Origin of the sequence: Ideonella sp., from assembly GCF_041914305.1 — a bacterium.
Taxonomy (GTDB): Bacteria; Pseudomonadota; Gammaproteobacteria; order Burkholderiales; family Burkholderiaceae_C; genus Ideonella.
The window spans coordinates 36,966-58,246 of sequence record NZ_JAYSDQ010000022.1; the positions used below are offsets into that span (position 1 = coordinate 36,966).

19 protein-coding genes and 1 riboswitch are annotated in these 21,281 nt (G+C 71.6%); of the genes, 1 reads left to right on the forward strand and 18 read right to left on the reverse strand.

Annotated features, from left to right (window positions below; translation table 11 throughout):
* Positions 1-133: 133 nt before the first annotated feature.
* The 5 genes from ACE3SG_RS24230 to ACE3SG_RS24250 all read right to left on the reverse strand — a co-directional run bounded on the left by ACE3SG_RS24230 (position 134) and on the right by ACE3SG_RS24250 (position 7,286).
* Positions 134-2,050 carry a TonB-dependent receptor domain-containing protein gene (locus ACE3SG_RS24230; protein ID WP_374568803.1) on the reverse strand — a complete coding sequence of 639 codons (1,917 nt, stop codon included), beginning with the start codon at positions 2,048-2,050 and terminating at the stop codon, positions 134-136.
* 72 nt (positions 2,051-2,122) lie between these two features.
* A riboswitch (cobalamin riboswitch) is annotated at positions 2,123-2,377 on the reverse strand.
* Between the two features lie 35 nt (positions 2,378-2,412).
* Positions 2,413-3,510 carry a DUF1513 domain-containing protein gene (locus ACE3SG_RS24235; RefSeq protein ID WP_374568804.1) on the reverse strand — a complete coding sequence of 366 codons (1,098 nt, stop codon included), beginning with the start codon at positions 3,508-3,510 and terminating at the stop codon, positions 2,413-2,415.
* Between the two features lie 11 nt (positions 3,511-3,521).
* Positions 3,522-4,622 carry an imelysin family protein gene (locus tag ACE3SG_RS24240; protein WP_374568805.1) on the reverse strand — a complete coding sequence of 367 codons (1,101 nt, stop codon included), beginning with the start codon at positions 4,620-4,622 and terminating at the stop codon, positions 3,522-3,524.
* The gene (locus tag ACE3SG_RS24245; protein WP_374568806.1) at positions 4,622-6,100 is read right to left on the reverse strand and encodes a di-heme oxidoredictase family protein; all 1,479 of its coding nucleotides are present in this window, start codon (positions 6,098-6,100) and stop codon (positions 4,622-4,624) included. The genes ACE3SG_RS24240 and ACE3SG_RS24245 overlap by 1 nt, the downstream gene beginning before the upstream one ends.
* A gap of 7 nt (positions 6,101-6,107) precedes the next feature.
* Entirely contained in the window at positions 6,108-7,286 is a 1,179-nt protein-coding gene (locus tag ACE3SG_RS24250) for an imelysin family protein (protein WP_374568807.1), read from the reverse strand.
* A 137-nt stretch (positions 7,287-7,423) separates the two neighbouring features.
* Here ACE3SG_RS24250 and ACE3SG_RS24255 point away from each other — a divergent pair, with 137 nt between their 5' ends.
* Positions 7,424-8,974, forward strand: a complete 1,551-nt coding sequence (locus tag ACE3SG_RS24255; protein WP_374568867.1) for a carbohydrate porin — start codon at positions 7,424-7,426, stop codon at positions 8,972-8,974.
* Here the strand turns inward: ACE3SG_RS24255 and ACE3SG_RS24260 are convergent.
* From ACE3SG_RS24260 to ACE3SG_RS24320, 13 genes are all read right to left on the reverse strand, one after another.
* Positions 8,971-10,176 (reverse strand): aminotransferase class I/II-fold pyridoxal phosphate-dependent enzyme, encoded by a 1,206-nt coding sequence (locus ACE3SG_RS24260; RefSeq protein ID WP_374568808.1) that lies wholly within the window; start codon positions 10,174-10,176, stop codon positions 8,971-8,973. The two genes, ACE3SG_RS24255 and ACE3SG_RS24260, sit on opposite strands and share 4 nt — an antisense overlap.
* On the reverse strand, positions 10,173-10,844 hold the full coding sequence (gene bioD / locus ACE3SG_RS24265) for a dethiobiotin synthase (RefSeq protein WP_374568809.1): 672 nt from the start codon (positions 10,842-10,844) through the stop codon (positions 10,173-10,175). The genes ACE3SG_RS24260 and bioD overlap by 4 nt, the downstream gene beginning before the upstream one ends.
* 3 nt (positions 10,845-10,847) lie before the next feature.
* On the reverse strand, positions 10,848-12,221 hold the full coding sequence (gene bioA, locus ACE3SG_RS24270; RefSeq protein WP_374568810.1) for an adenosylmethionine--8-amino-7-oxononanoate transaminase: 1,374 nt from the start codon (positions 12,219-12,221) through the stop codon (positions 10,848-10,850).
* Positions 12,222-12,236: 15 nt separating this feature from the next.
* On the reverse strand, positions 12,237-12,749 hold the full coding sequence (locus tag ACE3SG_RS24275) for a DUF1993 family protein (RefSeq protein WP_374568811.1): 513 nt from the start codon (positions 12,747-12,749) through the stop codon (positions 12,237-12,239).
* 14 nt (positions 12,750-12,763) lie between these two features.
* On the reverse strand, positions 12,764-13,165 hold the full coding sequence (gene panD, locus ACE3SG_RS24280) for an aspartate 1-decarboxylase (protein WP_374568812.1): 402 nt from the start codon (positions 13,163-13,165) through the stop codon (positions 12,764-12,766).
* A 31-nt stretch (positions 13,166-13,196) separates the two neighbouring features.
* A complete protein-coding gene (locus ACE3SG_RS24285; RefSeq protein WP_374568813.1) occupies positions 13,197-14,123 on the reverse strand; it encodes a pyridoxal-phosphate dependent enzyme in 927 nt (308 codons plus the stop codon).
* A 27-nt stretch (positions 14,124-14,150) separates the two neighbouring features.
* A complete protein-coding gene (bioB, locus tag ACE3SG_RS24290) occupies positions 14,151-15,170 on the reverse strand; it encodes a biotin synthase BioB (protein WP_374568814.1) in 1,020 nt (339 codons plus the stop codon).
* 132 nt (positions 15,171-15,302) lie between these two features.
* Positions 15,303-16,142 carry a pantoate--beta-alanine ligase gene (gene panC / locus ACE3SG_RS24295; RefSeq protein ID WP_374568815.1) on the reverse strand — a complete coding sequence of 280 codons (840 nt, stop codon included), beginning with the start codon at positions 16,140-16,142 and terminating at the stop codon, positions 15,303-15,305.
* Positions 16,143-16,149: 7 nt separating this feature from the next.
* Positions 16,150-17,025 (reverse strand): 3-methyl-2-oxobutanoate hydroxymethyltransferase, encoded by an 876-nt coding sequence (gene panB / locus ACE3SG_RS24300; protein ID WP_374568816.1) that lies wholly within the window; start codon positions 17,023-17,025, stop codon positions 16,150-16,152.
* 122 nt (positions 17,026-17,147) lie between these two features.
* A complete protein-coding gene (locus ACE3SG_RS24305; RefSeq protein ID WP_374568817.1) occupies positions 17,148-18,308 on the reverse strand; it encodes a hypothetical protein in 1,161 nt (386 codons plus the stop codon).
* A gap of 166 nt (positions 18,309-18,474) precedes the next feature.
* Entirely contained in the window at positions 18,475-19,716 is a 1,242-nt protein-coding gene (locus ACE3SG_RS24310) for a hypothetical protein (protein WP_374568818.1), read from the reverse strand.
* A 43-nt stretch (positions 19,717-19,759) separates the two neighbouring features.
* The gene (locus tag ACE3SG_RS24315; protein WP_374568819.1) at positions 19,760-20,812 is read right to left on the reverse strand and encodes a S49 family peptidase; all 1,053 of its coding nucleotides are present in this window, start codon (positions 20,810-20,812) and stop codon (positions 19,760-19,762) included.
* 77 nt (positions 20,813-20,889) lie between these two features.
* On the reverse strand, positions 20,890-21,276 hold the full coding sequence (locus ACE3SG_RS24320; RefSeq protein ID WP_374568820.1) for a Rieske (2Fe-2S) protein: 387 nt from the start codon (positions 21,274-21,276) through the stop codon (positions 20,890-20,892).
* Positions 21,277-21,281 lie beyond the last annotated feature (5 nt).

Below are 21,281 nucleotides of genomic sequence, written 5' to 3' on the forward strand. Positions count from 1 at the left end.
CACAGCGCACGCACGGCAGAGCGCTCTTCGCCCTGCAGGCACTCCACCGAACCAAGCATCCACCGCGGATCCGGCTTGGCCGGTCCGCTGGTGGCGCCCCCTGGGGGGAGGCGCCGAAGGCGCTTCGGGGGGGTCATAGTTCGTAGCGAATGCCCAGCCAGGCCTGGCGGCCCAGCCCCTGGTAGTCGCGCGCGGGTTGCAGGTCGACATCCGTCGCGTTGATCAGCTTGGCCTCCAGCGACCACTGCGGCGCGAACTGCCAGCGGGCCTTCAGGTCGAGCGTGGTCTCTTCGGGCAGCTTTGCGCCGCCGTCGGGCCGCTGGCCGACCTGCAGCAGCGCGGCGCCGAAGCGCCAATCGCCCATCACATAGTCGGCGCTCAGGCTGGCCTGGTGGGCAGCGCGGCGGTTCAGGCGCGCGCCGGTGTCGCTGTCTTTCGCATCGACGAAGTCAAGCTGCGCACGGAACTGCCAGTCGCCCCACTGGGCGCCGCCGTTGAAGCTGAAGCCTTGCAGGCGGGCACGGGCCACGTTGGCCGCGCAGCCGAACATGTAGGCCGGGTCGTCGGGGCATTGGGCGGCGTCGGGCTGGTAGCCGATCAGGTCGCGCATCTGGTTGCGCCAGACGGTGGCCGTCAGGTCGTAGCCAGGCCAGCGGCCTTCGACGCCCAGCTCGACGCTGCGGCCGCGCTCGGGGCCCACGCTGACGTCTTTGGGGTAGGTGTCGGGCGGAACGCCGTAGCCGGGGTAGTACAGGTCGTTGAAGCTCGGTGCGCGGAACGACGTGCCGGCCAGCGCGCGCAAGCGCCAGCCCTTGGCCAGCTCGAACGAGCCGCCGAGGCGGCCGGTGTCGACGCTGCCGTAGGCCGAGTTGTCGTCGTGCCGCCAATCGATCTGCGCCAGCACCGGGCCGAGGCTGCCGGCATAGGCCAGCACGACCGCATTGTTGTCACGCTTGACGTCGTCGAGATAGGCGCTGGTGTGGGCCTTCTCGGTCAGGCCTTCGTAGGCCAGCGTCAGGCTCTGCCCGGCCAGCGGGCGCCAGGTGGCTTGCAGGTCGAGCTGGTCGCGGCGGGTGCGGAACTGGTCGATCTGCGTGCCGCCGCTGTGCAGGTCGCTTTCTTGCGACGAGGCGCGCAGCGTGGTGACCCAGGCCGGGCTCCACTCGGCCCGGTAGTCGAGCGCAGCGACCTGGTTGTCGAGCTTGTTGTGGAAGTCGGGCGTCGCGTCTTGCGCGTAGTCGGGCGGCAGGAACTCGCTCGCATCGAAGCGCGCATCGAGCTTGCTGCCAAGCAGGCTCAAGCCGACCCGGTGACCCTCGGCCGGGCGCCAGCCGAGCTGGGCCTGCGCGGTGGTGCGGCGCGAGCCGTCCTTGTCGGGGTTGTAGTTGCCGAACTGGTCACCGGGGCGCAGCGTCGAGACACCGTCGAGCCGCTCATGCGACAGCGACGCAGCGACGTCCAGGTCACCGAAGCGGCCACTGCCGCTCAGCGCCGCCTCGCCGGCACCGTACTGGCCGGCCGCCAGCCAGGCGCTGGCGTGCGGCCTGCCGTCGCCGCGGCGGGTGAAGATCTGCACCACGCCGCCCGCACCGTCGGCGCCGTAGAGGCTGGAGCCGGGGCCGCGCAGCACCTCGATGCGCTCGATCGCGCCCAGGCTCAGGCCTTCGAATTCGACCTGGCCCAGCGTGGCCGAGCCGACGCGCACACCGTCGACCAGCACCAGCGTGCCGCCAACACCCATGCCGCGGATGAACAGCCCCGCCGAGGCGCCCGGGCCGCCGTTGCGCGACAACTGCAGGCCCGCTTCGCGGCGCAGCAGGTCTTCCAGCGAATCGGCGGTCGAGGCCTGGATCTGCTCGGTGTCGATGACGACGACGTCACCGGCCAGGCGGTTGGCCGCGATCGGCTCGCGCGAGCCGGTGACGACGATGCGCTCGCCGGCGGCGGCATCGGCCACGATCAGGGTCGAGGTGGTCTGGGCGCAAGACAGCGCGGGCACGGCGCAAGCCAGCGCCAAGGCGGCGCAATGCCGGGGTCGCAAGGAAGACATGGGGAACCAACGTACTGCGGGCGTGCATGCCGGCTTCCCCGCCGGCTCGCACTTCACAGCGCACCGCTGCGAGCGGCACGCCACCTTGTTGGCCGGTATCCGGGCTGGCGGTGTGGTCCCGTGATCCCTTCCCAGACGCAGACCGTGCGTCCAGTGGGTGTGTGTCACGAGCAGAAGGCGGTTGAGCCTTCTTACCGCTTACCGTTGCGGGGGCAGCGCAGGTTGGGGTGTTGCCGTTCTGTTGCCAGTAGACGCGACCCGCCCTGCTTCCCGTTGAACTGCGCCGACCAGAAGGCCGGAGCGAGCACCAACGGGCGAGATGATACCGGAGGGGCCCTGCACCAGGGCCGCGGCGCTTGCCGTCAGAGCACCAGCGCGTGGTTGTCGGGCTTGCAGCCGGGCGGCAGTTCGAGCAGGCGACCGGCCCAGGCACGCTCGGCACCTAACGCACAAGTGGTGCTCACCTCTGCCCCCGTGGCGAGTGCGCAGGCCTCGGCCAGCGGCACCGGCGCGGCCCAGCCGCTGTTGCGCGACCAGCCCAGCAGTGCCCCAGCGCGTGAGGCGCTGAGCACGAAGCCCTCGGGCGTGGCGGCGATGTCGCCGGCGTAGCCCGCGCCAACCGCCGGCGCGTCACCCGGCGGCGCCACCGTGCTCAACACCTGACCATCGAACAGCGCCAGCAGCGGCGTGCGGGCGCGCTGCGCGGGGTCGTCGTGCTCGGCCTGCAGCGCGATGCCGAGCGTGCGGCTCGGCGCATGCCAGGCCAGGTGGCGCAGCGACAGCCGTGGATCGGCCAACCGCCAGGGGCCGCGGCGCTGGCCGGTGCGCAGGTCGAACACGACCAGCGACGAATCCATCGTCGGCAAGGCCAACTTGGCGCGGCCGGTCTCGGGCCGGGTCGGCACGCCGCCGTTGGCGACGAAAAGCTGGTCGCCGACGCGCAGCATCTCGTGGCAGTCGGTGCCACCGGTCGGCCATTCGTCGCGCAGCGCCAGGGTCAACGGGTCACGCAGCGCGACGCAGCCGGCGTTGTCGTCGTGCGTCTGCTCGGTGCTGTAGAGCACACCGCCAGCGGCCGACGGCAACACGTGGCCGTTGAACTGGCGGCCCGGCTCGGCCCAGGCTTCGCGGCGCAGCTGGCCATCGGGCGACCAGCGCTGCAGCCACAGCCCCGGCCGGCGCGCCACCGTCAGCAGCTCGCCCGACGGCAGCTGGGCCAGGCCGTGGGCGCGTGTCGGCACGACGCGCCGGGCCGCGACCTCGAAGCGATCGCCGGCCTGTTGCCAGACCCCTGTGCACTGCACCCGCTCGGCGCCCGGCGCCTCTTCGCTCCAGGCCAGCGCCAGCCGCCACGGCGCGGCCGCCGGCGTGGTGGCCGCCCGCGCCGCCAGGAAGGGAAAGGCGCCGGCCGCGGCCAGGGCCTGCAGCCAGCGTCGCCGCCGGGTATCGAGGGGTGCCACGGTGCCTGCGCTCAATCGCCGTCGTCGGCCGAGAACTCGAGCTGGATCTGCATCTGCGCCGACACGTCGCGCGCGATCGTGTGGGTCACGAAGTCGACGCGTTTGGCGGCCTCCAGCAGCTGCGGGCCCGGCGTGGCCGGGGTGGCGCCCTGCAAGGCGCTGTCGGCCAGGCCGACATCACGCGCCATCGCATCGGCGGCGGCGGCCAGACCGCGGCTGCGCAGGTAGTCGGTCAGTGGCACGACGCCGTTAGGCGTGCCGGTACCGCCGGCGGACGGCTGGCGCAGGGCCTGCCAGCGCTCACGCCAGGCCAATGCGGTTTGCCCGCTGGCCGCGCGCGGCGCCTGGTCCATGCCCCAGCTGCGCACCGGCATCTCGAGGTCGCGCCAGCGCATGCGGCCCATGCCGGCCAGCCATTGGTTGACATAGGTGTTGAACCAGGTCGCGGCCTCGTCGGCGCTGCGTGTCGCGGCGGCTTCGCCGGCATAGGCCAGCGCCAGCTCACGCGCCTCGTCGCGCAGGTCGCGAGCCAGCACGACCAGGTAGGCGCAGGCCGGCGTGTGCGGCGCGGCCGGCTTCTTCCACAGCAGGTATTCCATCGCCGGCAGGCCACGGGCCTGGGCACCGACGCGGTCCATCGCCCATTCGCCGGGCGCGGTCGGGTTGGCAATCACCTTGTCGAGCGCCGCCGGGCGCATCGGCTGGAAATCGAGCCGGGTGTCGCTGTGGCGCTCGAGCAGTGGGCCGATCTGCACCGCTGACAGCCGCGTCCACGACGACATCGCCTGGACCCAGGCCTGGCGCGCCGCGTCGAGCGCCGGGTCGCGGGTGGCGGGCGTCGGGTTCTTCACGCTGCTGGCGCACCAGGCCTGCGTGCGGTCGACCAGCGCGTCGCCATCGCTGCCGAAGCGGCGCGCGGCGGGCGCGTACCAGGCCTTCAGCAGCCCGTCGACCAGCGCGCTGGTCTGCGGGTGGGCCAACGGCAGCGCGGCCGCCGGCGCGGAGGCCGCCGGTGCCGCCGGTGCCGAGGCGGGCGCCGCCTGCGCCCACGCACCAACCGCCATCACCCCAGAGCACAGCGCGGCGACACGCGCAACGGTAGTGGTCTTCATCACAGCGACTCCACGAACTTGACCAGCGCGGCGCGCTCGGCCGCACTCATCTTCAGCACCTGCTGCTTCGAGGCTTCAGCCTCGCCGCCGTGCCACAGCACCGCTTCGAGCACGCCGTTGGCGCGCCCGTCGTGCAACAGGCGCTGGTGACCGTTGACGTCGTGGATCAGGCCGGTGCCCCAGAGGGCCGGCGTCTTCCACTGGCGACCGTTGGCCTGGCCGTCGGGCCGGCCGTCGGCCAGGCCGGGGCCCATGTCGTGCAGCAACAGGTCGGTGTAGGGGTGGATCGTCACGCCGCTGACCTTGGGGCTGGACAGTGCCGGGAACGGGGCCCCGGCGGTGACATAACTCGGCCGGTGGCAGACCGCGCACTGCGCCTGCTGGAACAGCTTCTGGCCCTGCAGCACCGCGGGCTCGCGCGCGTTGCGGCGCGCGGCCGGGGCGAGCGTCGATTCGTAGAACACCACGTGCGACAAGGTCGTGTCGTCGATCTCGGGGCCTTCGCCATGCGCCCCGTGCGGTGACGCGAGGCAGTCGGCCTGGGCCGCCGTGCAGGCCTCTTTCGGGAACACGCGCGAGGTGATGCCCATGTCGCCGAGGAACGCGCCGGCCGTCTGGTGCACCAGCGTCGGCACATTGGCCTTCCAGCCGAAGCGGCCGACACGGACCTGGCCCGACCAGATGTCGCTCACGTGGTTGGCCTTGCCCTTGATCGGGCCGGCCATCTCGGCCTGCAGCTTCTCGTTGGCCAGGATGTCGCCTTCGGCGATCGCATCGAGCAGGCCGACACCGGGCAGTTGCGGCGCCAGGCGCGGGCTCGGCAGCGTGCCCTTTTGCATCGGGCCGTAGGCCAGGTGCTCGAAGCTGTACGACGGGGCCTGCAGCGTGTAGCGCGTGCCGTCGGCGAAGCGGCCGTTGATCGGCTTCAGGCGGATGCGCACCTCGCCCTCGGGCTTGACGCCACCGACCGCGCGGTTGTTGAACTGGTCGCCGTAGGTCGGCTCCGGTCTGGTGACGAGCGGATCCTCCCCCTTCACCGGCACCGAGATGCGCACCAGCAGGCCGATCGGTTGCTCGTTCAAGCCCTTCTTGAAGTCGGGGGGCGCGCCGCGGCCGTCCTGGTCGTGGCAACCGCCGCACGAGCGGGCGATGAAGTGCGGCCCGAGGCCATCCCGCGCGGCGGTCGACGACGGGGCCTCGACCCAGTTGCGGCGGAAGAACGAGTTGCCGACCGCGAAGCGCTGGCGCTCTTCGTCGTCGAGGTTGGCGAACGGGAACGAGAAGGCGTTCTTGCCCACCACCGGCACGCTGAGCGGGCCGGCCGGTTCGTCCACCGGCGCGGTGGCGGCGCCAGCCGTCTGTTCACCCAGCGGGTCGGCCGGCGTGGCCGGCTCGTCTGCAATGGCCCAGCCCAAGCCGGCGCCCAGCGCCAGCGTCAGGCCCACCGCGGCGGCATGGCGGGCATGTCGATACAACATCACTACCTCACTTGGTGCGGGTCAGTCGGGTCACGCCGATCGCGGCGGCGGCTTGGGGCAGGTCTTTCGATTGCTGGATCAGCGCATCGATCACCGCCTGCACGCGCTTGCGGCCGGGGGCGTCCTTGCCGCCGACGATCTCGCGGTCGAACGGCGGCTGGATCGCGTTCGCGGCCGCCACCGAGGCGGCGATGTCGCGCGTGGTCTTGTCGGCCAAGGCCGCATCGGCCGCCGCCACCAAAGCCTGCAGCGACGGGCCTTGCAGCGTGCTGCCGTCGCGGCGGGCGAAGCGGCCGAGCCAGACGTTCTGGATGCCGAGCGCGTCGACGACGACGTCGCGGTGCGTGTTGTCGGAGAAGCAGGAGTGCTCGTCTTCCTGGTCCTGCGTGTTCATCGCCACCTCGAGCCGCTCGCCGGCCAGCTCGCCGCGCGTCAGCGAGCCCATGCCGACGACCATCTTGCGGATCGCCTCCAGCCCCTCGGTCTCGAAACGCGAGCGGTAGTTGGCGGCGCCGGGCACCCAGGCGCCGACGAGGTAGCGCAGGTCGTCGATCAGCAACTCGGTGGCGGCCAGCAGGTACTGGCGGCGGCGGTCGGCGTTGGGCGCCTTGCCGTCGATGAAGTCCTCGAACGAGCGGTCGCCCGGGCCGTTGTCGTTGAAGTCCTGGCCCCAGAGCAGGAACTCGATCGCGTGCCAGCCGACGGCGATGTTCTCTTCGCCGCCCTTGGTGTTCAGCTTGGCCAGCGCGGCCTTGGTGATCGGCAGCTTGCGGTTGGCGATGATGCCGCTGTTCGGCTTGCCCTTCACATAGTCGATGTACGACTCGTCCAGCGGCCATGAATTCAGCCGCGGCTCGGGGCCCTGGTCGTCGTCGATCGGGCCGGCGTAGAAACGAAAGGCCTCGGTCGGGCCATACCACTCGCGCGCGGCGCGCCAGGCGTCGCGGGCGGTCTTCAGGCGCTCGGCGCTGGGCTGCGCGACGAAGGCGTTGACGGCCTGCTGCAGCTCCAGCGTCGCGGCCAGCACATCTTCATACCCGGCCGACACGCCAGCGGCGTAGTGCTTCACCACAGCATCGGCCGTCACCGCCTGGGCTTGCGCGCCCAACGGCCACAGCGCCCCCGCCCACAGCGGCAGCGCCACCACCCAGTGCCCGGCGCGGCGCCGCCAATTCGGTCGATTCATTGCGACTCCTCAAAGGCAACGGCTGCACAGTGCGCCCTTCGCACCACCAGCCGTCGCCAGTACAAGATTTTGCCCGTATCATAAACGCGAACAACTCGCATTTGCATTAAAGAGTCGCTGAGGAGAGGAACTTGAAAGTGGACCAACCGTTGGTGACAGCCCTGTGCACGCGCCCCTCGCCCCCTGTTGCATGGGCGCGGCCGGCGCGCACGCTGGCCCTCGCGCTGGCCGCCGCAGGCCTGTGCGGTGGCGCATTGGCAGCTGGCAAGGCCGCCGAGAAGAAGGCCGACCCCGCCATGGCTGAGCAGCTGCAACAGCTGATGGTGCGCATGCAGCAGCTGGAGCAACGCAACGCCGAGCTCGAGCAGCAGGTGAAGGCGCTGGCCGCCCGGCCTAACGCACCAGCAGCACCCGCCGCGGTCGCCGCGACGACCGCCCCCACCCCACCCGCGGCCGGCAGCGACTGGGGCCGCCTGGGCGCGCTGGAGCAACAGGTGAAGGCGCTGGCGCGCCCGGCCGAGGTCGACCCCGACGACAGCCTGACGGTCGAGACCAGCCTGGTCGCGGTCGGCCAGCAACTGGGCAGCCGCGGCTCGGACACCGGCCACTCACAAGGCCGCCTGAACTACCGCGGCGACATCGAGGTGGGGGTGCCGCTGGGCACGGTGGCCGCGCTGGGCGATGCACGCTTCAGTGGCTTTGGCCACCTGCGCTTCGGCCAGGGCAGCGGTGTTGCGCTGCGGCCCAGCCACACCGCCACGGTGAACTCGGTGCCGTTCGAGGCCGGCGCCGGCCCGGACGAGGCCTATGCGATCGTCGCCCAGGCCTGGGGCCAGCTCGAGTGGGACTTGGGCGGCGGCCGCTTCAACGACCTGCCGGGCAACCGCGTCGAGATGAACCTCGGCAAGATCGACCTCTTCGGCTTCTTCGACCAGAACGCGGTTGCCGGTGACGAGGGCGCGCAGTTCCTGAACAACGTGTTCGTGCACAACCCGATGCTCGACTCGGGCGGCGACATCGCGGCCGACGCCTACGGCTTCGCACCGGGCCTGCGCGTGGCCTACATCGACGAAGGCGAAGACCGCGGCTGGGGCTGGGGCGCGTCGCTCGGCGTCTTCGGCTCGGGCGCCGCCGCCCACTTCAGCGCCGGCCCGCGCCGCCCGCTGGTGATCGGCCAGCTCGAGTTCTCGCCCAAGCTGATCAACGGCGAGCCGCACGGCAGCTACCGCCTGTATGCGTGGACCAACGGCCAGACCACCGACCTCGGCGGTGAAACAGCGCAGCGCCACAGCGGCTATGGCCTCTCGGTCGACCAGAAGCTGGGCCGCGAGTGGAACCTGTTCGGCCGCTGGGGCCAGCGCACCTCGGGCGACGGTGCCTTCGACAAGGCGCTGACCGTCGGCTTCGAGCACGGCGGCCGCGCGTGGGGCCGCGGCAGCGACGCGGTCGGCCTGGCCGCCGGCTTCGTGCACACCAGCAGCGAATGGGCCCAGGCGACCGCGCTCGACACCTCGCTGGTCGGCTTTGCGGCCCATGGCAACGAGCAGATCGTCGAGGCCTACTACCGCTGGAAGCTGAGCGACCACCTCGAGCTGACGCCGGACCTGCAATGGATCCGCCGTGCCGGTGGCAACGCCGACGCGCCCGGCTTCATGGCGGTGGGGCTGCGGGCGGCGGTGGGGTTCTAAACCCCCCGCGCCAACGAGCGCAGCGCGCGCACCAGCAGGTCGACCTCGTCGGCCTGGTGCGCGGCGCTCAGCGCGATGCGCAGTCGCGCGGTGCCCACCGGCACGGTCGGCGGGCGGATCGCCGGCACCCACAGGCCGTCGTCCTGCAGGCTGGCCATCACGCGCAGCGAGGCGGCGTTGTCGCCGATCACCAGCGGCTGGACCGCCGTGTCGGACGGCATCAGCGCCCAGCCGGCGGCGTCGATCGCGGCATCGGCGCCGGGCGCCAGGCCGTCGCGCAGGCGAGCGATCAGCGCCTGCAGGTGCGCACGGCGCTGGTCGCCCTCGCTGCTGCCGACGATGCGCAATGCAGCACGCAGCGCCTCGGCCAGCAGGGCCGGCGCGGCCGTGGCGTAGGTGTAGCTGCGGGTCTTTTGCAGCAGCCATTCGACCAGCGTGTCAGGGCCGGCCACGAAGGCGCCGGCCACGCCGAGGGCTTTGCCTAACGTCGCCATGTAGAGCACCCGGGGCGAAGCGTTCACCCCGGTCAAACCGGCCGCCGCCAGCGCACCGCGCCCCTGCGGGCCGAGCACACCAAAACCGTGGGCGTCGTCGAGCAGCAGCAAGGCATCGTGGCGATCGGCCAGCGCCCGCAGCGCCGCGATGTCGGCCACGTCGCCGTCCATGCTGAACACCGCGTCGCTGATGATCAGCTTGCGGCGCGCCGGCTCGGCGGCGAGCTGGGCGTCGAGCGCGGCCAGATCGGCGTGGTCGAAGCGGTGGATGCTGGCCTTCGACAGGCGCGCCCCGTCGATCAGGCAGGCGTGGTTCAGCGCGTCGGAAAAAATCGCATCGCCGGCACCGACCAGCGCCGGCACGATGCTGGCGTTGGTGGCGTAGCCGGCGTAGAAGTACAGCGCACGCGGCAGTTGCACGAACTCGGCCAGCTCGGCTTCGAGTGCGGCGTTGGCGGCGCTGTAGCCGCTGACCATCGGCGACGCGCCCGAGCCCACGCCGTAGCGGTCGACCGCTTCGTGCACCGCGGCCTTGAGCGCCGGGTGGCCGGCCAGGCCCAGGTAGTCGTTGCTGCAGAACGCCAGCATCGAGCGGCCGTTGACCGTCATCCGGGCGCCGGCTTCGGGCACGACAACGCGGCGCCGGCGTGTCAGGTGCGCCGCGTCCAGGTCCGCCAGGCGGGTGTCGAATTCGGTCAGCCAGGTCATCTGAATCCTTCGGGTAGGTCGAGCGTGATGCATGCGGCATCCGGCGCGGCGGACCAGGGCACCACGCCCCACAGCGGCGCGCCGAGCCGCTCGCGCAGCGTCGCCAGGTTGTCGTCGACGCAGGCCATCTGCGGGTCGACATGGTTGGCGACCCAGCCGGCCAGCAGAAGGCCATCGGCGCGGATCGCCTCGGCCGTCAGCAGCGCATGGTTCAGGCAGCCCAGGCGCAGGCCGACCACCAGCAACACGGGGGCCCTCAGCGCGCGCGCCAGGTCGGCCAGCGTTTCGTCGTCGTTGAGCGGCACGCGCCAGCCGCCGGCGCCTTCGACCACCAATGCATCGGCCTGCTGTTGCAGCGCCCGCGCCGGTGCCAGCAGGTCGCCCACCCGGACGACACGGCCGGCGCGGCGCGCGGCCAGGTGCGGCGACAGCGGGTCGGGCAAGGCGACCGGGTTGTCCAGCTCGGGTGGCACCTGCAGCGTCGACGCGGCGCGCAACGCCAGCACGTCTTCGCTGACCATCTGCCCTTGGTGTTCGACCAGGCCCGCCGCGACCGGCTTCATGCCGACGACACGGGCGTGGTGGCGCGCCAGGTTGTGCAGCAGCGCGGCGCTGACCAAGGTCTTGCCGACGCCGGTGTCGGTGCCGGTGACGAAGATGGTGGTCAAGGTTCACACCCCATCGACGACTCCATCGATGCGGGCCGCGCCGGCGCCCTCTTCTGCCAAGGTGGCGTCGAGCGCCGCCAGCGCACCGCGCGCCAGCTGCGCGCCTTCGTCTTCACTGATCACATACGGCGGCATCGCATACAGCGTGTGGCCGATCGGCCGCAGCAGCAGCCCTTGCGCCAGCGCGTGGCGCGCATAGCGGCGTGCGAAGTCGGGCAGGCTGGACACGACGTCCCACGCGAAGATCATCCCTTGCCGGCGCGCGTGGCGCACACGCGGGTGCTGCGTCAGCGGCTCGAACTGCCGGGCCAGGCGTTCGGCGGTGACGCGGTTGGCGGCGATCACGTTCGTCTGCTCGATCAGGTCCAGCGTGGCCAGCGCGGCGCGGCAGGCCAGCGGGTTGCCGGTGTAGCTGTGCGAGTGCAAGAAGCCCCGCGCGACTTCGTCGTCGTAGAAGGCTTCGTAGACCGTGTCGGTCGTCAGCACCGCCGACAGCGGCAGCGTGCCGCCGGTCAGTCCCTTGGACAGGCACAGGAAGTCGGGCCGGATATTGGCCTGTTCATGCGCGAACAACGTGCCGGTGCGGCCGAAGCCGACCGCGATCTCGTCGAGCACCAGGTGCACCCGGTGCTTGTCGCACAGCGCCCGCAGCCGCTTCAGGTAGACCGGGTCGTGCATCGCCATGCCGGCGGCGCACTGCACCAGCGGCTCGGCGATGACCGCGGCGGTTTCATGCGCATGCTCCATGAGCCAGGCGTCCAGCGCGGCCGCGGCACGCTCGGCCACGTCGACGGCGCTCTCACCCGCTGCGGCCTGGCGCGCATCGGGGCTGGCCACCGTGGCGGCCAGGCGCACCAACGGCGCGTAGGCCTCGCGGAACAGCGCGATGTCGGTCACTGCCAGCGCCCCCACCGTCTCGCCGTGGTAGCCGCCGGCGATGCCGACGAAGCGGCACTTCTGCGGCTGGCCGGCATTGCGCCAGTAGTGCGCGCTCATCTTCAGCGCGATCTCGGTCGCGCTGGCGCCGTCGCTGCCGTAGAACGCATGGCCCAGCCCGGTCAGGGCCGACAGGCGCTCGGACAACTCGACCACCGGCGCATGCGTGAAGCCGGCGAGCATCACATGGTCGAGCGTGTGCAGCTGGTCGACCAGGGCGGCGCGGATGGCGGGGTGGTTGTGGCCGAACAGGTTGACCCACCACGAGCTGATGCCGTCGAGGTAGCGCCGGCCTTCGTGGTCGTGCAGCCAGACGCCATCGGCGCGTGAAACCGGAATCAGCGGCTGCGGGTGTTCGGCCCGCGCATGCAGCTTCATCTGCGTGCAGGGGTGCCAGACGGCCTTCAGGCTGCGGGCGCGCCAATCGTCGTTCAATGCCATGCCGGCGTGCTCCGTTCAGGCGGCCGCGGTGTAGCGGTGAAACCCATCGAAATCGGCCTTGCCCAGCGGCACACCCTGCTGACGCAAGATCGCGTAGACCGCGGTCAGGTGGAAAAAGAAGTTAGGCAAGGCGAACTGGTGCAAGAAGGTGGCACCGTCCAGCTCCAGCATGGCCTCGCCGGCGTCACTGGCCACCTGGCGCGAGCCCGCCTGCGCGAACTGCGCCGGCGTGAGCGACGCCAGCAGCGCCAGCACATGGGCCAGCCGCGCGCGCAGCCCGGTGTAGCCGGCCGGCCAATCGCCGTAGGGCGGCACGGCCAGGCCCGCGAGCGGGAACGCGGCCCGCAGCGCAAAGTTCGCCGCGACCACGGCCTGGGTTTCGAACGGCAGCATGTCGGGCGCCAGCCGGGCGCCCAGCACCGCCGGCGCCACATGCGCCTCCGCCCGGTCCAGCCAACCGCCGAGCCGACCGAGGTAACGCTGGAACACCGGCACCGAGGCCGTGAACAACGGGCTGCTGTCCGACATCGCGTCAGCCTGCCTCAGGCCTCGTCGACAACCACGCCGGCTTGCGGGCCGGCGGGCTCGTGGCGCAGCTCTTTGATGCGGTTGGCGGCGTCGACGAACACCAGCTTCGGCACATGCTGGTCGACCTTGTCGTCATGCACCGACGCGAAGGCCGCGATGATGACCAGGTCGCCAACGCTCGCCCGCCGGGCCGCCGAGCCATTGAGCGAGATCACGCCGCTGCCGCGCGGCGACGAGATCGCGTAGGTGATGAACCGTTCGCCGTTGCTGACGTTCCAGATGTGCACCTGTTCGTTCGGGCGAATGCCGCTCGCGTCCAGCAGGTCCTGGTCGATGCCGCAGGAGCCTTCGTAGTGCAGCTCGCAATGGGTCACGGTGGCGCGGTGGATCTTGGCGTGCAAGAAGGTCTTGAACATGGCGATGCGGCCCCGACAGGGCCGACGGGAGTTAACGAAGCTTGTCGGCCCAGGCGAGCAGCTGGGCGGCCGTGGCGGTGGCGCCGCCGCAGACGATGACCAGCAGGTCGTCGCCGACCGTGCTCAGCTCGGCAGAGCCGCTGTACGCGGGCGCCAGGGCGGCGCCGCAAGCGGGTTCGACGACCAGGCGGTGGTCGTTCATCAGGCGCACGCAGGCGCGCACCGCGTCGGCGTCGCTGACGACCAGGCTCTTCAGCGGGTGTGACTGCGCCAGCGTGAAGGCCTGTTCACAGACCTGCTTGGCCCCGAGCGAGGTGGCGATCGAGGTGATCGCATCGAGCGTGACGCGCTGGCCGGCCTTCAGCGCCGCGTGCAACGAAGCGGCCCCTTCGGTCTCGACCGCGAACACCGGAACCTCGGCCATCGCGTTGCGGCGCAGGCCCTCGATCACGCCGCTCAACAACCCGCCACCGCCCACCGACACCAGCACGCCGCTCGGGCGCAGCCCGGCCGCGGCGACCTCGTCGATCATCGTCGCGTGGCCCGACCACAGCAGCGGGTCGTCGAACGGGTGGATGAACGCATCGTCGGGCCCGAGCAGCGATTGCGCCAGCGCATTCGCCTCTTGCCACGAATCGCCATGCACCGTGACCTCGGCGCCTTCAGCGGCCAGCAGCTCGCGCGCACGGGCCGTGCTGCTGGTCGGCACGACCACCTGCACCGGCACGCCGAGCCGGCGCCCGGCATAGGCCACCGCCAGGCCGGCATTGCCGCCCGACGACGAGACGAAACGCTGCGCGCCACGCTCGCGGTAGGTCTGGCAGGCCAGGCCGATGCCGCGGATCTTGAACGAGCCCGGGGCCTGCAGGGCTTCGAGCTTGAGCCACACGCGCCGGCCAGCGGCGCGCGACAACGCGGCCGATTCGACCAGCGGGGTGGGCAGGTGCAGGGGCGTCATCGGCGCCGTGCCGCGCAAGCGCCAGGCTCAGCCGTGGCCGTGCTGCGCGTCGCGCGCATGCAGGCCCAGGCGCGACAGCAGGGCACGGTCGCGCTCGACATCGGGGTTGCCGGTGGTCAGCAGCTTGTCGCCGTAGAAGATCGAGTTGGCGCCGGCGACGAAGCACAGCGCCTGCAACGCTTCGTCCATCTGCTGGCGGCCGGCCGACAGGCGCACACGCGCCTTGGGCATGGTGATGCGGGCCACCGCGATCGTGCGCACGAACTCGAACGGGTCGATCTTGTCGGTGCCGGCCAGCGGCGTGCCCTCGACCTGCACCAGCTCGTTGATCGGCACCGACTCGGGGTACGGCTCAAGGTTGGCCAGTTGCGCGACCAGGCCGGCGCGCTCGGCGCGGCTTTCGCCCATGCCGACGATGCCGCCGCAGCAGACCGACATGCCGGCGTTGCGCACATGCTCCAGCGTGTCCAGCCGCTCCTGGTAGTCGCGCGTCGTGATGATGCGGCCGTAGGCCTCGGGCGCCGTGTCGAGGTTGTGGTTGTAGTAGTCCAGGCCGGCGGTCTTCAGCGTCTGGGCCTGGTCTTCGCTCAGCATGCCCAGCGTGCAGCAGGCTTCGAGGCCGATAGCCTTGACCTCGCGCACCAGCTCGGCCACTTTCTCGACATCGCGGTCTTTCGGCGCGCGCCAGGCGGCGCCCATGCAAAAGCGTGTCGCGCCGGCGGCCTTGGCGGCCTCGGCCGCTTCGCGCACCGCAGCGGTTTCCATCAGCTTGCCGGCCTCGACGCCGGTGTCGTAGTGCACCGACTGCGGGCAGTAGCCGCAGTCTTCGGGGCAGCCGCCGGTCTTGATCGACAGCAGCGTGGCCAGCTCGACCTCGCTCGGGTCGAAATGCTCGCGGTGCACGGTCTGCGCGCGGTAGATCAGCTCGGGCAATGGCAGCGCGAACAGCGCCTCGATCTCGGCCACCGGCCAGCGCTCGGCCGTCGCGGCCGCGACGGCCTTCTTGGCGGGGCGATGAAGTTGAATGGTTTGTTCGGCGACGTTCATTGGCTTGTCTCTTCTCTCAAGGCTTCGCGCTACTCGCCCCAACCAAGGTTCTTGCGCGGAGCCGGCTTTGCCGGTCCGCTGCAAGGCCCCCCTCGGGGGGCAGCCCCCGGGAGGGGGCGTGGGGGCCCCATTTCAGCATTCGATGTTGTCGATCAGGCGCGTGGCGCCCAGTCGGGCCGCGCCCAGAGCCACCAGCGGCTCGTGGCCCAGGCGCTCGGCTTCGGTCGGCGGCAGCAGGTCGGTGCGGCGGCGCAGCGTCAGGTAGTCTGGTGCCCAGCCGCGGGCGCGCAAGGCGTCCATCGCTTCGAGCTCCAGTGCCGCGAGTGTGACCTCGCTTGCGCGGGCACGGTCGGCGAGATTGCGCAAAGCTTGCGGCAGCGCAATCGCCTCGGTGCGCTCGGCCTCGGCCAGGTAACCATTGCGCGACGACAGCGCCAGGCCGTCGTCGGCCCGCACCGTCGCGGCGCCCACCACCTCGACCGGCAACGCGAACTGGCGCGCCATTTCAGTGATGACCTTCAGCTGCTGGTAGTCCTTCTGCCCGAACACCGCCACGCTGGGCTGCACGCACTGGAACAGCTTCAGCACCACGGTGCAGACACCGGTGAAGAAGCCGGGCCGGAACTCACCTTCGAGGATGTCGGCCAGCGCCGCTGGTGGTGCCACCTTGTAGACCTGCGGCTCGGGGTACAGCTCGGCCTCGTCGGGCGCGAAGACGAAGTTGCAGCCGGCACCGGTCAGCAGCTCGACGTCGCGCGCCAAGGTGCGCGGGTAGCGGTCGAAATCTTCGTGCGGCAGAAACTGCAGCCGGTTGACGAAGATGCTCGCGACCACCGGGCCGCCCCAGCGCTTGGCTTCGCGCACCAGCGACAAATGGCCTTCGTGCAGGTTGCCCATCGTCGGCACGAACACCGTCTGGTTCTGGCGAGCCAGCGTGCGCCGCAGTTCGGCAATCGAATGAATAACTTGCATGAGGAGGTCAGTAGCCGTGGATGGCTTCGTCGGGGAAGCTGCCGTCTTTCACGGCGGCCACGTAAGCGGCCACGGATTGGGCAATCGAGAGACCGGGCGCGTCGGCCGCGCTACCGGGCACGCGGGTGAAGTCGCGCACAAAGCGTGGGCGCTTGCCGCCGGTGCCGCCGGTCAGGCCCAGCAGGTCGTGCAGCACCAGCACCTGGCCGGTGGTGCCGGCACCGGCACCGATGCCGATCGTCATCAGCTGGGGCAGCTCGGCGCTGATGTGTCGTGCGACAGCCGAGGGCACCAGCTCCAGCACCAGGAACGCAGCGCCGGCCTGGGCCAGCGCGGTGGCGTCGTCGAGCAGCAGCTTGGCCGCCGCATCGTCGCGGCCCTGCACCCGGTAGCCGCCGATCGCGTGCACGCGCTGCGGCGTCAGGCCCAGGTGGGCACAGACGGGGATGCCGCGCTCGGTGAGAAAACGCACCGTCTCGGCCGTGTAGCCCCCGCCTTCGAGCTTGACCATCTGCGCACCGGCACGCATCAGCGTGGCCGCCGAGGCAAAGGCCTGCTCGGGGCTGGCTTCATAGGTGCCGAACGGCAGATCGGTGACAAGGAACGCGCTGCGCTTGCCCTGGGCCACGGCGCGCGTGTGGTACGCCATCTGTTCCAGCGTGACCGGCAAGGTGCTGGCCTCGCCCTGGATCACGTTGCCCAGCGAGTCGCCGACCAAGAGGATGTCGACGCCGGCTTCGTCCAGCACGCGGGAAAAGGTCGCGTCGTAGCAGGTCAGCATCACCAGCTTCTCGCCGCGTGCGCTGGCTTCGCGCAGACGAGGCAGGGTCCACGCGGGGCGCGTGGCGCTGGCTTCGGGGGCGGGCTGGGGATGGACGCTCATGGGGGAACCGGGAGTTGAACGGGTGCTGCGCTGCAGCACGGGGCGGATTCTGCCTGTAACTGTCAGCGCCTGGGGAAAACCCGCGAATCAACAATCTATGACGGCGCCGCTCACGGACGCAGTCAGGGCTGCTCGGTGACCTTCAGCGTGATGCCCCGCGCGGCCAGGCGTTTGGCAATGCGCTCGGCCTCGGCCTGGTCGCCCACCGGGCCGATCGACAGCGCGTCGCCTTCGGGCGTGCCGACCACGTCCATGCGCAGGCGGCCACCGGTCTGGCCCATCGTGTCGAGCACCGACTGCAGCCTGTTCGCCTGGCTCTGCAGTGCCGTCGGGTCGCGCAGCGGCGGGCCGACGAGGCGAAACTGGTCAGGGCCGGCCGCAGCGCGTGGGTCGCCTGCTTCGGCCGACAAGCCGCTGCCGACGCGCGGGCCCTTGCCGGGCACGGCGTCGACGGCCTTCGGCACCGGCAGGATGTCGTCCGACCCCGGCGCGGTGGCCACCGGGATGCCGGCGGTGCCCGGCAACGGTGGCGGCGCAGTCGGCCGTGCCGACACGCCGCCGCGGGGTGGGCCGCCCGAATCGCCCCGCGCCGGATCGGCCTGGCGCGGCGCCTCGGCCACCGGCGGCAACGCCAGCTTGGTGCCGCGGCCGGACGGCCACAGCTGCTTCAAGCCCCAGCCGGCCAGCAGCAACGGCAACAGCAACACCAGGCCGGCCAGCGCCAGCCGCGGCCGGCTCGACAGCCGGTGGCCGATCACCCCGCCCAGCTCGACCGACGCCGAGCGGCCGACCAGCAGGCGCAGCGGCGGCTTCTTCTTGCCGCGCTTGAGCGCCACCGTCAGCAGGTGGATCGGCTCGGATTTCGACGCGTCCCAGCCCTTGGCCACCGGCACCTGGCGCAGCGGCCATTCGGGCGCACCGGGCCGCTCCTGCCAGCCCTGGGCGAGTGCCAGCGCCACCACCTTGCTGCGCGACAGGCCGGGGATCAGCGACAGGTCGTCGAACATCGGAAAGCGCGGCGGCCCGTCCTGCCCCTCGGGCAGTGCCGGCGAGAACGGCAGGCTGACGACCCCGTAGCCGCCCAGTTGCCGGCGGTTGATGCGGCGCGCCAGCGGATGGCGGTTGTGCCATGCCACCACCTGGGCCGCGAGCACCCGCCGCGGCGACGGCAGGCCGTGGCTGCGGCCCGCCTGCGGCGCACGGGCCGGCACATGCGCGCGCGCCGCCGCCGACCGGGTGTGTCGGCTGCGTTTGCGAGCAGGTGCGTCCAGCGTTTGGCTCATGGTCTGGCGACGGCGCCCGTCACGCGGGCCTTTGCATTCTTCCGGCCCGCGCGGTGCACGGCAACCGTGACCCTGTTGCCGATCATGCGCCTTGACACGCAAGCGCCCCAGGGGCACCGCATGTTCGACACGACCCCCTGGGCCACGCCCGAGTTCCGTCGTGTCCTCAGAATTCGAGCCACTTCATCGGCACCCCGCGCCGCCCCAGCACCTCGGCCAGCCGCTCGGCATCGGCCTGGGTCGGCAACGGCCAGATCGTGACGACGAAGCCTTCTGGCGAGGGCATGATCTGTGCCTGCAGATTGCCGATCGCCGGGCCCAGGACCTTGCGCACCTGGGCCAGCGTGGCCTCGGCCCCCGCCCGCTTCTTGGACGGCACCGACACCAGCGCAAAGTGCGGCCCGGCCGGCAACGCCACACTGGCCGCCGGCGCAGGTTCGGACGCAGCCTCGGCCACCGCCGCGCTGCGCCGCGCGCTGGGCATCGGCAGCAACGGGGGCGGCACGATCGGTGGCGCCGAGGCCGCCCGGGGCGGGGTCAGCGCGGCCGACGCGGGCACGGCGGCAGGGGCCGCGGCCAGCGGGGCAGACGCCGCTGTCTTCGGCGCCGACGCGGCGCGACCGGAGACCACTGCAGACGCGACGGCCGGCGCGACCGCCGCCACAGGCGTGGGCGCCACAACCCGGCTCGGCGACGACACGGCCAGCGGCAGCACGGCCGCCGAGGCCGGAAGGGGGGCGGACGCCGCCTTGGCAACGGCAGCCGACGCCGGGCTGGCGGCCACCACCGGCGATGCGGTCACCGGGGCCGAGGCGGCCGGTGCCGATGCCGCCGACGCCGCCACCACCGCCGGCCGGGCCCACTTGCCGCGCAGGCCCCAGCCTGCGACGGCCAGCCCCAGCAGCGCCGCGGCAACGATCAACAGCGCCGCCACCACCCGCGGCCGGCTCAACGGGCGCGGGCCCCAGATGGCCGTGCCCTCGGGCGCGATCAACAAGCGGCGCGGCAGGGCCCCCGGCGCGACCGGCTCGGTCACCGCGGCGGTCAGCAGGTAACGGGTCAGTGGTGCCGGCTCGGCCGAAGCGTCGGCGCGCTCGACGTCACGCTGCGGCCAATCGGCCGGGCCCGGCCGCTGGCTGACCGCGTGGCGCTGGGCAAACTCGACCAGCGCCCGGTGCGACAGGCCCGGCACCAGGCTGGGCTGGTGGAACAGCGGCTGCGGCCGGCCGCCGCCTTTTGCCGCGGCATACGGCAGCGCGATGACACCGAAACCGGTCACGTCGGCGGCCGGCAGGCGACGCGCCAGCGGGTGGCGATGCTGCCAGGCCTGCACGCGGGCCACCAGACGCCCGGTGACGTCGCCGTGGCCGTGGGCCGGTGCAGCGTCGGGCAGCGTCAGGTCGACCATCGGGGCGGCGGGCCGGCGCGTGGGGGTGTCCGGTCCCGCGGGTTCAGCGCAACGGCGCGACGTTGCGCAGCGTGCGCACCGCCCCTTCGCCGATCGACGCGCCAAAACGCTTGGCCAGGCGTTCGGCCACGTTCTCTTGCGGGGTGTAGTCGATCACCTCTTCGGCCTTGACGATCTCGCGGGCCACGTAGTCGAGGTTGCCGAAATGGTCGGCCAGGCCCAGCTTGACCGCCTCTTCACCGTTCCAGAACAGGCCCGAGAAGGTGTCCGGTGTTTCCTTCAGCCGGTCGCCACGGCCGTCACGCACGACCTTGATGAACTGCTGGTGGATCTGGTCGAGCATCGCCTTGGCATAGGCGGTTTGCCTCGGGTCGACCGGCGAGAACGGGTCCAGCATGCCCTTGTTCGAGCCGGCGGTCAGCAGGCGGCGCTCGACGCCCAGCTTGTCCATCAGGCCGGTGAAGCCGAAGCCGTCCATCAGCACGCCGATCGAGCCGACCACGCTGGCCTTGTCGACGTAGATCTCGTCGGCTGCCACCGCGATGTAGTAGGCCCCCGAGGCGCAGGTCTCTTCGACCACCGCGTAGACCTTCTTCTTGTATTTGGCCTTCATCCGGCGGATTTCGTCGTTGATGATGCCGGCCTGCACCGGGCTGCCGCCGGGTGAATTGATGCGCAGCACGACCGCCTTGGCGCCTTCGTCTTCGAACGCACTGCGGATCGACGCCACCAGTTGCTCGGCGTTGGCCTCGGCGTCGACCGCGATCTCGCCGCGCACCTCGACCAGCGCGGTGTGCGGGCCGGTCGGCGTGTTCGGGTGACCGCCGCGCTGCGTCGCCAGGCCCCAGACGACGGCCAGCACCAGGCCGAACCAGCCCAGGCGCAGGGCGAGGTTCCAGCGGCGGGCGCTGCGGCGGTCGCGCAGCAGCTCGGTCGACACCTGGCGCAGCAAGACTTCCATGCCTGCCAGCGCAGGGGCCGGTGCCTCGGGGGCGGGCGCCGGGGGCGGCGGCGCCACCATGGCCGGCGCGGGCGCGGCCGGCTCGGACGCGGGGGTCGGCGCAGGGGTCTGCGCGGGGTCGTCAGGAAGGCTCATCGAAAGCTCGGCGCGGGGCCGCTGAAGAAGGGGTGGAGGGTGTGCACGAGGCGAAGGCGGGCCGCAGCACGGAGGTGTCAGTCGAACACGACCGGCTGGATGTCGGGGCTAGGATACCAATACACCTGACCGTCGCGCTCCACCACGTCGAGCGCCATCAGGTGCTCGCCGCGGCACGGGCCGGCAATGCAATAGCCATCGGACGGCTCGTAGGTGGCGCCGTGGATCGAGCAGATGATCCAGCGCTTGTCCAGGTCGAGGAACTCGCCGGGCTGCCAGTCCAGCTCGGTCGGCACGTGCGCGCAGCGGTTCAGGTAGGCGACCACGCGGCCGTCGAAGCGCAGTGCAAACGCCCGCGCCGGCTGGCGCCACAGCAGCACATCGAAGACCACGGCCTTGCCGCGCTCTTCGAGGTCGGCGCTGGCGCAAACGTGCTGTTCAACGGCAGGGACCGGTGCCGTCATAGCAA

What these genes read in the sequence shown, in the direction of transcription:
- ACE3SG_RS24245 (WP_374568806.1), bottom strand. Translation starts at nt 6,100, where the DNA reads ATGTTGTATCGACATGCCCGCCATGCCGCCGCGGTGGGCCTGACGCTG.
- panC (WP_374568815.1), bottom strand. Translation starts at nt 16,142, where the DNA reads ATGCAAGTTATTCATTCGATTGCCGAACTGCGGCGCACGCTGGCTCGC.
- ACE3SG_RS24310 (WP_374568818.1), bottom strand. Translation starts at nt 19,716, where the DNA reads ATGGTCGACCTGACGCTGCCCGACGCTGCACCGGCCCACGGCCACGGC.
- panD (WP_374568812.1), bottom strand. Translation starts at nt 13,165, where the DNA reads ATGTTCAAGACCTTCTTGCACGCCAAGATCCACCGCGCCACCGTGACC.
- ACE3SG_RS24315 (WP_374568819.1), bottom strand. Translation starts at nt 20,812, where the DNA reads ATGAGCCTTCCTGACGACCCCGCGCAGACCCCTGCGCCGACCCCCGCG.
- ACE3SG_RS24285 (WP_374568813.1), bottom strand. Translation starts at nt 14,123, where the DNA reads ATGACGCCCCTGCACCTGCCCACCCCGCTGGTCGAATCGGCCGCGTTG.
- ACE3SG_RS24260 (WP_374568808.1), bottom strand. Translation starts at nt 10,176, where the DNA reads ATGACCTGGCTGACCGAATTCGACACCCGCCTGGCGGACCTGGACGCG.
- panB (WP_374568816.1), bottom strand. Translation starts at nt 17,025, where the DNA reads ATGAGCGTCCATCCCCAGCCCGCCCCCGAAGCCAGCGCCACGCGCCCC.
- ACE3SG_RS24250 (WP_374568807.1), bottom strand. Translation starts at nt 7,286, where the DNA reads ATGAATCGACCGAATTGGCGGCGCCGCGCCGGGCACTGGGTGGTGGCG.
- ACE3SG_RS24320 (WP_374568820.1), bottom strand. Translation starts at nt 21,276, where the DNA reads ATGACGGCACCGGTCCCTGCCGTTGAACAGCACGTTTGCGCCAGCGCC.
- ACE3SG_RS24305 (WP_374568817.1), bottom strand. Translation starts at nt 18,308, where the DNA reads ATGAGCCAAACGCTGGACGCACCTGCTCGCAAACGCAGCCGACACACC.
- ACE3SG_RS24240 (WP_374568805.1), bottom strand. Translation starts at nt 4,622, where the DNA reads ATGAAGACCACTACCGTTGCGCGTGTCGCCGCGCTGTGCTCTGGGGTG.
- bioA (WP_374568810.1), bottom strand. Translation starts at nt 12,221, where the DNA reads ATGGCATTGAACGACGATTGGCGCGCCCGCAGCCTGAAGGCCGTCTGG.
- ACE3SG_RS24230 (WP_374568803.1), bottom strand. Translation starts at nt 2,050, where the DNA reads ATGTCTTCCTTGCGACCCCGGCATTGCGCCGCCTTGGCGCTGGCTTGC.
- ACE3SG_RS24275 (WP_374568811.1), bottom strand. Translation starts at nt 12,749, where the DNA reads ATGTCGGACAGCAGCCCGTTGTTCACGGCCTCGGTGCCGGTGTTCCAG.
- bioB (WP_374568814.1), bottom strand. Translation starts at nt 15,170, where the DNA reads ATGAACGTCGCCGAACAAACCATTCAACTTCATCGCCCCGCCAAGAAG.